The organism is Caballeronia sp. 11_S32 (assembly GCF_056930355.1).
Genome location: NZ_JBXOWH010000002.1, coordinates 499,382 through 511,324, shown reverse-complemented (window position 1 = coordinate 511,324; position 11,943 = coordinate 499,382). Strand labels below are relative to the sequence as shown.

Sequence of the window (11,943 nt, the reverse complement as noted above, 5' to 3'; positions counted from 1 at the left end):
GAAATGCCTCAGCGAACCGGGTACGATTTCTCCGGCCTGCTAGACTGGAAGTTCCCCTGCAAACCATGGAGGGAGGCATGACGACAGTCTACGTCGTGAAGACGGGTGCGCAGTTCCTCTGCACCGCCGAGGACGGCGACATGGGCTTGGCACCTGCGGTCGAAGAAGCCACGTCCTTTCTGTCGTACGAGGAAGCGGAAAAAGCGGCGAACGAGCACACCGATCCCGGATACGAAATCGTGGCCGTCAACGTCACCAGAAGCTGACGCGTAGTCGGCTGCTGCACGCCCAGGGATGGAGGGCACCAGCAATTTGCTTATCGCCATGCGATCTGGTGCTCCGGTCGGCTGCGCACGAATCATCTGGGAAGGGCTGCTTCGCGCATCGATATTCGCACTTTGCATTCAACGTTCGCGTTGGACCCTTCAATCGCAGGCTCATAGCCGCGAACGGCGAACCGTCTTCCACGAACGTTCGCACGGGTTCAGCAAACTCCTCCATAACAGTCTCGTTCCGCTTCATTTTCGCAACCTCAAGCCCGCGAGGACGGATCGAATGCGCGCTCTCATGGCGAGACGTCATCCGTTATCCAAATGGTCAGCGCATTCTCGAACGGTGCGACCTTCCTATAGCCTTCCTGAACTCCGATAACAACGTGAAGATGGCTTGCAGGTATAAGCGGCCGTCGAGGATCGGCGGCGTCGAATGACCATCCTGGGTCGCAAGCCGGCAGATTGAGACGACGAAGGCCGGGCCTTGGGCGAACTGCGTTCGAACATCCCGAAGCGGCCTTCGGGATGTTCTCAACGGTTCAAGCAGCGACTGCTTGTTCGTGCGCCGCCACGATCTCGGCTTCATCGCGCAATGCTTTCCTAACCGACGCACGTGCCTCGATGCGCTCGATATACGCCTTCAGGTTCGCCAGATGATCGAGCTTGACGCCCGAGCGTTCGTGCCACATGGTCGCCCACACGTATGCATCGGCAACGGTGAACTGCTCGCCCGTGAGATAAGAGCGGCCGTCGGCAAGCATTGCATCGAGCTTGCCATAAGCCTTGAGCAGCTTGTTGCTATGGAATGCGATGCCTTCGGGCGTCATCAGCTTGCGCATCAGCGGAATGTGCTTCTGCGCGATCTCCGTCGCGATGAAGGTCAGAAGCTGGTCCATCCGTACCCGTTCGAGCGTGCCGTGCTTCGGAATCAGACCCGACTGAGGATGCTGATCGGCGACATACGACACGATGGTGATCGTTTCCGTGAGCGGCTCGGCTTCGCCGTCCAGTTGAAGCGCGGGGACGTAAAGCAGTTCGTTCACTTCGGCGAAGTCGGACTGATCGGACGTGGTCTTGCCGAACACGTCGAAATGCACGAGTTCGGGTGCAAGACCCAGTTCGTTGAAGACGGCTTGCACGGCGAGAGAGCAGGTGGCTCGAGCGATATAGAGTTTCATGGCAGGTCTCGTGGATCTCGGATCAGTGATGGGTTGCCGGGTCGTCGACGTCGTTGCTTGTCGTCCCGTTGGAATGCAGTATCGCGAGTTTCGAAACCGGGATAAACGGCGGCACGGGAGCCGGACTGTCGCTCGTGAAGAGACAATTGGCGGCTGCGAGTGTCTCCGTGGCGGAGACACTCTGTACAAGGCGGCAGCTTTATCCGACGTCGCAGAGAACCTAGAATCACGCGCTCCAGCCATCATGGCGAGGCTGTCTGGCTGGCAGATGGGACTTCGGCACGCAGTGCCGCCGCGCTCGCCTGCGGCGCGGAAGGCATTCCTGGCGAGCTTCTGCAGCGTGCCGCTTGCAGCGAGCGGCAACGTTCATCCGCGGGAAGCCAGCGGGGAACGCAGACTGACGCCGTGGCCGGCTCTGTCCCGGCCAACTGCTACAGTTCGAAGTCGCCTGACCTTCCGGCAATGCCTTCCAGCGAAAGGAGCGTGAAATGAACGAGCGCGCGGACGCACCGATCAACGAGATTGCCGTCTTCGTGGCGGTCGCGCAGACGGGCAGCTTCACACGCGCCGCAGAAGAGATGGGCAACAGCAAGTCCAATGTCGGCAAGGCGGTGCAGCGGCTGGAAGCGCGCCTCGGCACCCGCCTGTTTCAACGCACGACGCGCGCCGTGCGCCTCACCGAGGATGGCGAAACCTACCTGCAAGCCGCGCGCGATGCCCTGGACGGACTGCGCGAAGCGGAGCAGCAACTGGCTGCGCGTCGCTCGGAGCCCGTCGGCCGCGTGAAGATCGACGTGCCCGCCGGTTTCGGCCGTCTGCTGCTGCCGAGTTTTCTCGATCTGCGCGCGAAGCATCCAAAGGTGACGCTGGAACTGGCGCTCACCGATCGCATGTCGGACCCGATCGGCGAGGGATGGGACGTCGTGGTGCGCATCGGCACGTTGCCCGAGGACAGCGAGCTGACGGTGCGCAAGCTGTGCGATCTACGGCTCGGCTTGTACGCTTCGCCTGCTTATCTCGAGCGAAAAGGCGCACCCGCGGACGTCGATCAACTGGGAGAACACGACGCCGTGATCTTCCGTGGACCGATGGGACGCCTGCGGCCCTGGACCTTGCGCCACGGTGCATCGACGAAAGAGTTCGCGCCGCCGCCGGTGTTGGTGCTCGCGGACGGACAGGCGCTCGTCGAAGCGGCGGTCGCGGGTTTCGGCATCGCGCAGATCTTCGATCGCGTCGCGCTGCCGCATGTACGCGCGAACAGGCTCGTGCACGTCTTGCCCGAAGCCGATGTCGACGGACCGCCCGTGCACGCGATCATCTCGCTCGGGCAAAAGATGGCGGCGAAGACGCGCGCGGTCGTCAATCATCTGGCGGAGACCTTGCAACGCGTGGACGAGTGATGTTCATGACCGCAGCCGCGGTCACCGCGCTGCAATCGGCGCGTCGCACTATCGCATCCGCCGCCGAGTGCGCAGATCAGACTGACCGTCGATGCCGCTTGCACGCCCCGCAACTGCGCGGCGCCTCGCCTCGCCTGAAGCACGGCGCGCTGGGCTTCGAGCACGTCGAGGTAGTTCACCGCGCCCCCCGCGTATTGTCTGCGCGCGAGATCGGCGGCGCGTTGCGAGGCCAGGAGCGCCTCGTTCTGCGTTTGCGTTTGCGCTTCGAGGATGCGCAGATCGGCGCGACTGTCTCGTTCCTTCATGATGCTCTCCTCAATCCTGCAACGCGGGTTCGCGTTTGGCTTCGGCGGTTCGGGCGGACGTTGCCGACGCAGCGGGCGTAAGCGGCGTGTCGTCTGGCCCGTGAATGTGCGGATGACGGCCATGTCTGTCGCGCAGAGGCTTCGCGCCGGAGAGCCTGCGCAGGATCACGTAGAACACGGGCGTCAGCATGAGACCGAAGAAGGTCACGCCGAGCATGCCGAAGAACACGGCGATACCCATGGCGCGACGCATCTCCGAGCCCGCGCCGGTTGAGATCACGAGCGGCACGACCCCCATGATGAAAGCGATCGACGTCATCAGAATGGGCCGCAGGCGCAGGCGTGATGCCTCGATAGCCGCCTGCACGATCGAGTGTCCCTGCATCTCCAGCTCGCGGGCGAACTCCACGATGAGAATCGCGTTTTTCGCCGACAGCCCGACCAGCACCATCAGACCGATCTGCGTGAAGATGTTGTTGTCGCCGCGCGTGAGCCACACGCCGGCCAGCGCGGAGAGAATGCTCATCGGCACGATCAGCAGGATAGCGAGCGGCAGCGTGACGCTTTCGTACATCGCCGCGAGCACGAGGAACACGAGCAGCACGCTGATCGGAAAGACCCAGAACGCGGCGTTGCCGGTCAGGATCTGCTGATAGGTGAGATCGGTCCATTCGAACCTGATGCCGCGCGGAAGCGTTTCCTTCGCAATACGCTCGACCGCTGCCATCGCCTGACCGGACGAGTAGCCCGGGGCCGGGCCGCCATTGATGTCGGCGGCAAGAAAGCCGTTGTAACGCACGACCATCTCCGGGCCGTAGGTCGGCGTCACCTTCACGAGCGAGGAGAGCGGCACCATCTCGCCGCGTTCGTTGCGCGTCTTCAGTTGCAGGATGCTGTCGGCATTTGCGCGGAACGGCGCGTCGGCCTGCGCACGCACCTGATAGACGCGGCCGAACTTGTTGAAGTCGTTCACGTAGAGCGAGCCGAGATAGATCTGCATCGTGTCGAACACATCGGTGACCGATACGCCGAGCTGCTTGGCCTTTTCCCGATCGAGCTCCACGTTCAGTTGCGGCACGTTGATCTGGTAGCTGGAGAAGGACGGGCCGAGCTCGGGCGCTTTCGCCGCCGCCGCGAGAAAGGCCTGCGTCGCCTTGTTGAGCGTCTCGTAGCCGAGCGCGCCGCGGTCCTCGATCTGCAGCTTGAATCCGCCGATGGTGCCGAGCCCCTGCACCGGCGGCGGCGGGAACGTGGCGATGGCCGCGTCCTTGATCTGGCTGTAGTGTCCGCTCAGGCCGGCGACGATATCCGCGCCCGTTTCGCCCTTGCCGCGTTCCTTCGAAGGCTTCGCGACCGAGAACACCAGGCCGCTGCTCGACGAGTTCATGAGGCCCGTCACGGACAAACCCGGGAACTCTGGCGTATGCAGGATGCCCGGCTGCCTGCGCGCGATTGCGCCCATCTCGTTTACAACCTTCTCGGTACGGTCCAGCGAAGCGCCCGCCGGCAACTGGAGGATGCTGACGAAGTAATCCTTGTCCTGCGCGGGCACGAAGCCGCCGGGCACGATCCTGCCGAGCAGCACGGTGCCGGCGAGCAGTACGGCATAGATGATCATCATCGCGAGCTTGCGGTTGATGATGCCGCCGACGCCCTTGCCGTAGCCCTTCGAGCCGCGATGAAACACTTTGTTGAATGCGTTGAAGAACGGGCCGAGAACGCGGTCCATCGCACGTGTGAGCCAGTCCTTCGGTGCGTGATGATCCTTCAGCAGAAGCGCGGAAAGCGCCGGCGAGAGCGTGAGCGAGTTGAACGCCGAGATCACCGTGGAGATGGCGATGGTCATCGCGAACTGCTTGTAGAACTGTCCCGTGAGACCCGACATGAACGCGAGCGGGACGAACACGGCGACGAGCGTCAGCGCGATCGCGATGATCGGTCCGCTCACTTCGCGCATCGCTTCATACGAGGCTTCGAGCGGCGAAAGCCCCGCCGCGATGTTGCGCTCGACGTTCTCGACCACGACGATCGCATCATCCACCACGATGCCGATTGCGAGCACCATGCCGAACAGCGACAACGCGTTGATGGTGAAGCCGAATGCGAGCATCAGCGAGAACGTGCCCACGATCGACACCGGCACCGCCAGCAGCGGAATGAGCGATGCGCGCCACGTTTGCAGAAACACGATCACGACCAGCACGACGAGAATGACCGCCTCGAACAGCGTGTGCACCACCGCGTCGATGCTTTCGCGCACGAACTGCGTCGGGTCGTAGACGATCTCCGCTTTCACGCCGTCGGGCATGTCCTTCTGCATTTCGGCGGTGAGCTTGCGAATGTCGTCGGAGATTTGCAGCGAGTTCGCGTTGGGCTGCTGGAACAGAATGATCTGCACCGCCTTCTTGCCGTCGATGCCGGCGCGCAGCGCATAGTCCGACGCGCCCAGCTCGACGCGCGCGACATCGCCGAGATGCGTCACGGCGCCCTCGGGCGAGGTCTTCAGGATGATGCGGCGGAACTCCTCCTCGGTCTTCAGGCGTCCCTGCGCGTTCACGCTCAGTTGCAGCGGCACGTTGGTCGTCATCGGCGCGCCGCCGACGATGCCCGCCGCGACCTGCACGTTCTGCTCGCGAATCGCCTTCACGACATCGGTGGCCGTCAGGTTCTGGCGTGCCACCTTGGTCGGGTCGAGCCACACGCGCATCGAGTAGTCGCCCGATCCCCACAGCACGACTTCGCCGACGCCCGGCACCTGCGCGAAGCGGTCCTTGATGTTGATGAGCGCATAGTTGCGCAGATACGTGAGATCGTAGCGATCGTTCGGCGATAGCAGGTTCACGCCCATCGTCAGCGTGGGCGACGACTTCACCGTGGTCACGCCGAGGCGCTGCACGTCTTCCGGCAGTCGCGGCAGCGCCTGCGAGACCCGGTTCTGCACGAGTTGCTGCGCCTTGTCCGGATCGGTGCCGAGCTTGAACGTGACGGTGGTCGTCATGTTGCCGTCGCTGTTCGCCTGCGACTGCATGTACAGCATGTCCTCGACGCCGTTAATCTGCTCCTCGATCGGCGAGGCGACCGTTTCCGCGATCACCTTTGGATTAGCGCCGGGATACTGCGCGCGCACGACGACGGAAGGGGGCACGACTTCGGGATATTCCGCCGTCGGCAGCTTGGTCAAAGCGATCAGTCCCGCGAGCAGAATGACCACCGACAACACGGCCGCGAAGATTGGCCGGTCGATGAAGAATCGGGAGATGTTCATGATGTGGCTTGGGTTTCGTCAGGCACGCGGCCGCTGGTCGGCGCCGTGACCTTCGTGTAGCCGAGACTCACTTCGGCCGCTTCGAGCGCCGCGTCGGCCGCCTTGACGGTCTCGGCGGCTTCGCGCGCGGCATTTTGCTTCTCGTCGTAGTCGCGCTTTGCGATGGCGTTGTCGGCGAGGAGGCGCTCGGCGGGCGCCGCATCGGTCGATGTATAGAGCGCGCGCGCCTTCGCCGCCGCGAGTTGCGCCGCCGCTCGATCGACTTCCGCCTGATGGGGCCGGGGATCGATCGTGAAAAGCGCGTCGTCTTTCTTCACCAACGCGCCGTCCGTGAAATGAACGGCGATGAACGTGCCCGGCACGAGCGGACGCACATCGACATGATCGACGGCTTCGGACCGTCCCGAATAGCCTTGCCAGTCCGTGATGGTGCGCGAGAGGACGGTCGCGACAGCGACATCGACGGCGGCCGGCGGCGCGTTTGCGGCGTGGGCCTCGGCGAACGGGCGAATGGCCGCGTCGCGCAATAGCCATAAGCCAGCGGGCACGCCCAGCACAGCCACGGCACTCAGCGCAGCCGACAGACGTTTGAGCTTGGGTGACATGAATTGGATTCCTGAACAAAGATAAATGGAAATATGACTGCGCGCGCACCGCTTTCCGACCGCGCGACGTTGAAGGCAGTATGGGTTGCGCATTCGCCGCGATAAAGCGGCTGTCAGTGGTTTCTTCGTCGCCGCAGGAGCGACAGTCCCGGCTCAGGCCGTGGCTGGCTCGTGCTTCGCAGTTCGCACGCACGAGACCGCCGCGTGCAGCGCGTCGCAACGCTGAATACGTTCGCCGGCCCAGTCCACGAACGCGCGCACTTGCGCCGAGAGATGGCGGTTGCGGAAATAGACGGCGGAAATCGGCAGCGGCGCTGGCCGCCAGGTGTCGAGCACTTCGACGAGCGCGCCGGATGCGATGTGCGGCATTGCCATGAAGCGCGACACCTGGATCGGACCCAGTCCCCTCAATCCGCATTGCAGGTACGCGTCGCCATCGTTGGCGGCAAGGCGGGAACGCATGCGGCGCTCGACCAGCTTGCCATCGGCGACGGACGTCATCTGAACGACGCGCCCGGTCTTGCCGGAGAAATAGTTCTCGGCGATGTGCGCGTCCAGATCGGCGATGTTTTTGGGCGTGCCGGCGCGCTCGAGATAGATGGGACTCGCGACAGTCGCGATGGCGGCCGTGCCCAGTCGCCGCATGATGAGCGTGGAGTCCGGCAGCGGTCCGATGCGGATAGCGCAATCGACGCTGTCCTGCACGAGATCGACAGCCTTGTCGTCTACGCCGAGCATGAGATCGATCTCGGGATGACGCGACTGAAACTCGTCGAGCGCGGGCACGATCACGAGCCGCCCGATCGCCCCCGGCATGTCGACCTTCAGCTTGCCGTTGCGTTGCAGCGTGTCCGCGAGCGACAGCAGGATATCGTCGCGATTCCAGGCGCAAGGAAGCGACTCGACATGCTCCAGATACGCGCCGGAGTGAATGGCCTCTCGTGTCAACATCGCTTCGCCTGTTCGAATCTTCGCAATGGACGCGAGTATGGCAACTTGCCGGTCACGAATAAACGCGCGGCCGGGAGACGCTCTGGCGAACGATGCGCGACAATCGGCGCGTGCCCTATGCGATCGCCTTCATCCGCTGCAACACGGCGACGAGTTCGCTCGGGTCGGGCCGCCTCGTGTAGTCCGGGCTGACTTCGGCGTAGGCGATCGTGCCGTCCGGCGCGATTACGTAGCGGGCCGGCATCGGCAGCGTCCAGCTCGGCTCGCCGTTGATCGTCGGCAAATCGACGTTGAAGCCCTTATAGGTGTCGATCAGTTCGTCCTGGAGCCGGAAGCGGATACCGAACGCGTCGGCCGTCTTGCCGCCTTCGTCGACGAGAATCGGATAGCTGAGCTTGTTCTGGCGTTGCGACTTCAGGCTGTTCGTCGCGGTCTGCATGGAAACAGATACGAGGGTCGCGCCGAGCGAACGGATTTCCTCGGCGACTTCTTCGATGGCCTGCAGATCGAGGTTGCAATACGGACACCAGACGCCGCGATAAAACGTGACGACCAGCGGCCCGTGTTCGAGCATGGCCGTCGACGACACGAGTTCGCCCTCGGCCGTGGTGAGTGTGAAGGTGGGCGCGATGTCGCCGATCTTGAGGGATCGCTCCGCCTGGCCGCTCGCAATCAGTTCCGCCGTGGTCCGGTGAAAGATTTCAACGACTGCGGGCGGCGCGACCTTGCTCTCGAAGTGTGATTTGAAGGCATCCAGTTTCTCTTGCAGTTGCATTTTCCTGCTCCTTGTCGGCTCGCCGGTGTTGGCGTGAGTTCATAGTGATTCATTCGCACGGGGACCGGTAGAATGCCCGGACGACTTTCAGTTATTCACCCGATAAATGAATGACAAGCTATCGACGCTGCGGCTCTTCGTTCGCGTCGCCCATACGTCGAGCTTCAGCCGGGCAGGGCGCGAACTGGGCCTGAGTCAGCCATCCGTATCGAGGCAGATTGCCGAACTGGAGGCGGACGTGGGCACGGCGCTCTTCGTCAGGAGCACGCGCGCGGTGAAACTGACCGAGGCCGGCGCCGACTATCTGGTGCGCGTCGAGGCGATCCTCGAAGCGCTGGAGGAAGCGGATCACCTCGCGCGCGGCAATTCGGACCTGCGCGGTCATCTTCGCGTGGCGTTGTCCACGAGTTTCGGCATTCGTGAGGTGATTCCGCGCATCGGGCGATTCATGGCATTGCATCCTGCGTTGCGTATCGAGTTGCTGATGTCGGACGATCGTCAGGACCTGATCGCGGAAGGGGCCGACGTGGCGATCCGCTTCGGCGCGCTACCCGATTCGAGCGCGAGATCGAGGCTGCTCGGACGCTCTGCCCGAATGCTCGTTGCCGCGCCGAGCTATCTGGCGAACGCGGGCCGTCCCGTCGAACCTTCCGATCTGAGCCGGCATACGTTCGTGCTCGGGCCATCGAGTGCGCCATCTTTGGGGTGGACACTCAGGAAGGACGGGCGCGAGGTCTCGTTTCGTGGCGAGGGCCGCTTCACGACCTCCGTGAACGAAGGCGCGACGGCCGCTGCCGTTGCGGGCCTCGGGATATTGACGGTGGGTTGGTGGGGATGCCGCAATGAAATCGCGGACGGACGGCTCGTGCAGATTCTCGAAGACTGGAAGCTCGAACCCGTCGAGGTCCACGCTGTGTTTCCGCCGGGCCGTGCGTTACGGCCCGCAGCTCGCGCGCTGATCGATTATCTCGTGAAGGAAGTCGAGCCCATCTCGGCTGCACGCGACTGAATGCGGGCTGGTCGGCATTTTCGTTTGTCCCTGACCGGCCATGCGCCGTCATTCGACCGCGCGTCCAACGGAACACCCAAACGAAGGCTTCGCCTCGAAAAGCGGGCATACGCATGCCGAGACGCACGTCACGTCTCTGATCGTTGCAATGTTCCACGGGCCTCACCCGGCTAAGACACCCGCCTCGGCGTCACGCACGTTGTCGCGAGTGTTTGAACGGCGCGCCACCATCTCACCTGAAACAAGCGGCTCAACTTCGACAGACATGGTTCGCCTGCAGGCTCGCGCGATCGCCAACGCCGAAGGCGCGAATGTATGGCGATGGCTTTCGCTGCTGTTACGGGAGACGCGAATTTGCCGGGTGCGTGCCCATGAAGGTTGGCTTGTGTCCATCGACCATCGGCATGCGGCGACCGAAGCGACGTTCGATGAAGCAATGCGTGCCGGGAAGGGGCGCATCGACGGGCAGGCGCGAGCGCGATTGAATAACGCTGTTTTCGACTCAGCGCCTGAACTATCGGTACCCGCCGAGAGAGTTCGAGCCCGCAGGGTCCGGGGCGACCTCTCCCAACTCGGCACCTCACCGGCTCAGAACGTGTATCCCACCGACAAGAACGTCACGATCGGATCCAGCTTGAGCTTGGATTCGCTCTTGACCTGCCCAACCGCCGAGTTCGTCGTGAGCGTCGCGCGCGCGGACAGCCACATATACGACACCGAGAACGCTGCCGACCAGTGTTTGCTGAAGTTATAGGAAAGGCCGGCGTTCACGACCGGCGCGAACGAACTGCTGATATGCACGCTGGTGGGCCCCGTCAATGCGGTGCCGGTTTGCGGTGAATAGAGGAACGCGCCGTTGGCCATTTGCTGGCTCAGCTTGACGTCTGAGTACCACACGTACGAGGCACCCGCGCCGACATACGGGCGAAACTTGCTCTGGGCATTAAGGAAGTAGTATTTGAGCAGTAGCGTCGGGCTCCACTCTCGGGCCGTACCCAGTTCGCCCAATGGGCCGAGCGTGCCTTCGCCGGTGAGATGAAACTTGGGCGGCACGCCCGTCACCGCTTCGACGGCGATGTGATCGGTGACGAAGTACTGCAACGTCAAACCGAACGTGTCTGCATCGCTCACTGAAGCGCTCGCACCTTGCTTCGTGACAGTCTGGCCCAGCGCGGTGACGTTGAACGGGCCACTCGAATCCTGCGGTGCGAAGTGCAGCCAGCCGGCACTGACCTGGAAATCGCCCGCCGACTGCGCATGTGCGCTCGTCGCGCCCGCCATGCTTATCGTTGAGAGGGCGGCGCATGCAATGTGTTTCAGCTTCATTTCTTCTCTTCTCGTTTCAGATTCAATCGGTGACAGGCGAGCACGTCCACATCGCCTCAGCCACCAAGCTCAGGGCGATGAACGCACAACAAAGGAAAGCATTTGGACCGGCAGTCTCTATAGACAGCAGTCGAGACTTACCTTGAAATACTCGTAGCTCATTTCGATGCTGCGCTTCACGGCGTGCACCTCGTCCACGCCGGGGGCATTGCCGAGCAGCGTCGCGACGATCTCGAGCGCTTCCCACGGATGCGCGTCGTCGTAGTGCGCGTGCAGACTAAGCCAGCGCATGGCCTTGCGACGCATCGATGTGGGAAAGCTGTTCGCGTACGTGTCAGTGCTGCAAACAAACGTCGACCACTCGCCGGTAACGCCTTCGATCGCGAAATTGGTGGCGGCGATGCTCGCGGCAAGCGGATCACAGCCGCTACTCTTCCAGCACCAGTGAGAAAGTGCGTAGGCGAGGGACGGGCCACTGCCTTTCATCAAAGCCCGTTTATTGACGTCGTGCGCTGCCGCCCAGTCGACCCAATAGTCAGCGTGGTTTTGCTCGACGCGGATATTGCGCGTCAGATAGCGCCGTGCCAGATCCTCACCGCGCGAATGCCCGTAGCGCAGCTTCTGAAGATTCATAGCCATGTACTGCGGAAATTGCTCGACGACCGGCCAGCCGTTGACGAGAAACGCTTCGGCCTGTCGCGACGTCAGCTTTGCTTCGCGCATCGCGGCAAAGATGGGATGGCCTACGACTGTTTGCTTGGTCTCGTTCGTTTCGGTCAGAACATCGCCCAACCAGGCTGGGTAGCTGGCGATGTCCTTTAAGTCGCCGACCCGCTGAAAAGTGGGATCCAACATCT

At 62.8% G+C, this 11,943-nt stretch carries 10 protein-coding genes and 1 pseudogene; 3 read left to right on the top strand and 8 right to left on the bottom strand.

Features of this window, described 5'->3' with window-relative positions:
- The first annotated feature begins 77 nt into the window (after nt 1–77).
- A complete protein-coding gene (locus AC1Z32_RS10575; protein WP_087660052.1) occupies nt 78–266 on the top strand; it encodes a hypothetical protein in 189 nt (62 codons plus the stop codon).
- Nucleotides 267–811: 545 nt separating this feature from the next.
- Here the strand turns inward: AC1Z32_RS10575 and AC1Z32_RS10570 are convergent.
- Nucleotides 812–1,450, bottom strand: a complete 639-nt coding sequence (locus AC1Z32_RS10570; protein WP_483478654.1) for a glutathione S-transferase family protein — start codon at nt 1,448–1,450, stop codon at nt 812–814.
- 488 nt (nt 1,451–1,938) lie between these two features.
- On the opposite strand from AC1Z32_RS10570, the gene AC1Z32_RS10565 reads away from it, so the two are divergent.
- A complete protein-coding gene (locus tag AC1Z32_RS10565; protein WP_483478653.1) occupies nt 1,939–2,850 on the top strand; it encodes a LysR family transcriptional regulator in 912 nt (303 codons plus the stop codon).
- Here the strand turns inward: AC1Z32_RS10565 and AC1Z32_RS10560 are convergent.
- From AC1Z32_RS10560 to AC1Z32_RS10540, 5 genes and pseudogenes are all read right to left on the bottom strand, one after another.
- The gene (locus AC1Z32_RS10560; RefSeq protein WP_483478652.1) at nt 2,814–3,155 is read right to left on the bottom strand and encodes a TolC family protein; all 342 of its coding nucleotides are present in this window, start codon (nt 3,153–3,155) and stop codon (nt 2,814–2,816) included. The two genes, AC1Z32_RS10565 and AC1Z32_RS10560, sit on opposite strands and share 37 nt — an antisense overlap.
- A gap of 10 nt (nt 3,156–3,165) precedes the next feature.
- Nucleotides 3,166–6,420, bottom strand: a complete 3,255-nt coding sequence (locus AC1Z32_RS10555) for an efflux RND transporter permease subunit (protein ID WP_483478651.1) — start codon at nt 6,418–6,420, stop codon at nt 3,166–3,168.
- A 23-nt stretch (nt 6,421–6,443) separates the two neighbouring features.
- Nucleotides 6,444–7,025 (bottom strand): annotated as a pseudogene (locus AC1Z32_RS10550) (efflux RND transporter periplasmic adaptor subunit); the annotation flags it as partial.
- Nucleotides 7,026–7,178: 153 nt separating this feature from the next.
- Nucleotides 7,179–7,976, bottom strand: a complete 798-nt coding sequence (locus AC1Z32_RS10545; RefSeq protein WP_483478650.1) for a LysR substrate-binding domain-containing protein — start codon at nt 7,974–7,976, stop codon at nt 7,179–7,181.
- Nucleotides 7,977–8,091: 115 nt separating this feature from the next.
- Nucleotides 8,092–8,751 (bottom strand): peroxiredoxin-like family protein, encoded by a 660-nt coding sequence (locus AC1Z32_RS10540; RefSeq protein WP_483478649.1) that lies wholly within the window; start codon nt 8,749–8,751, stop codon nt 8,092–8,094.
- Nucleotides 8,752–8,857: 106 nt separating this feature from the next.
- On the opposite strand from AC1Z32_RS10540, the gene AC1Z32_RS10535 reads away from it, so the two are divergent.
- A complete protein-coding gene (locus AC1Z32_RS10535) occupies nt 8,858–9,760 on the top strand; it encodes a LysR family transcriptional regulator (RefSeq protein WP_483478648.1) in 903 nt (300 codons plus the stop codon).
- Nucleotides 9,761–10,348: 588 nt separating this feature from the next.
- Here AC1Z32_RS10535 and AC1Z32_RS10530 read toward each other — a convergent pair.
- Nucleotides 10,349–11,080, bottom strand: coding sequence for an OmpW/AlkL family protein (locus AC1Z32_RS10530; RefSeq protein ID WP_483478818.1), 732 nt, complete (start codon nt 11,078–11,080; stop codon nt 10,349–10,351).
- A gap of 123 nt (nt 11,081–11,203) precedes the next feature.
- Nucleotides 11,204–11,941: an iron-containing redox enzyme family protein gene (locus AC1Z32_RS10525; protein WP_483478647.1), complete on the bottom strand. Its 738-nt coding sequence runs from the start codon at nt 11,939–11,941 to the stop codon at nt 11,204–11,206.
- Nucleotides 11,942–11,943 lie beyond the last annotated feature (2 nt).

Bases quoted from the DNA above. Each gene is read 5' to 3' on its own strand.
- AC1Z32_RS10575 (WP_087660052.1), top strand. From the start codon at position 78: ATGACGACAGTCTACGTCGTGAAGACGGGTGCGCAGTTCCTCTGCACC.
- AC1Z32_RS10570 (WP_483478654.1), bottom strand. From the start codon at position 1,450: ATGAAACTCTATATCGCTCGAGCCACCTGCTCTCTCGCCGTGCAAGCC.
- AC1Z32_RS10565 (WP_483478653.1), top strand. From the start codon at position 1,939: ATGAACGAGCGCGCGGACGCACCGATCAACGAGATTGCCGTCTTCGTG.
- AC1Z32_RS10560 (WP_483478652.1), bottom strand. From the start codon at position 3,155: ATGAAGGAACGAGACAGTCGCGCCGATCTGCGCATCCTCGAAGCGCAA.
- AC1Z32_RS10555 (WP_483478651.1), bottom strand. From the start codon at position 6,420: ATGAACATCTCCCGATTCTTCATCGACCGGCCAATCTTCGCGGCCGTG.
- AC1Z32_RS10545 (WP_483478650.1), bottom strand. From the start codon at position 7,976: ATGTTGACACGAGAGGCCATTCACTCCGGCGCGTATCTGGAGCATGTC.
- AC1Z32_RS10540 (WP_483478649.1), bottom strand. From the start codon at position 8,751: ATGCAACTGCAAGAGAAACTGGATGCCTTCAAATCACACTTCGAGAGC.
- AC1Z32_RS10535 (WP_483478648.1), top strand. From the start codon at position 8,858: ATGAATGACAAGCTATCGACGCTGCGGCTCTTCGTTCGCGTCGCCCAT.
- AC1Z32_RS10525 (WP_483478647.1), bottom strand. From the start codon at position 11,941: ATGTTGGATCCCACTTTTCAGCGGGTCGGCGACTTAAAGGACATCGCC.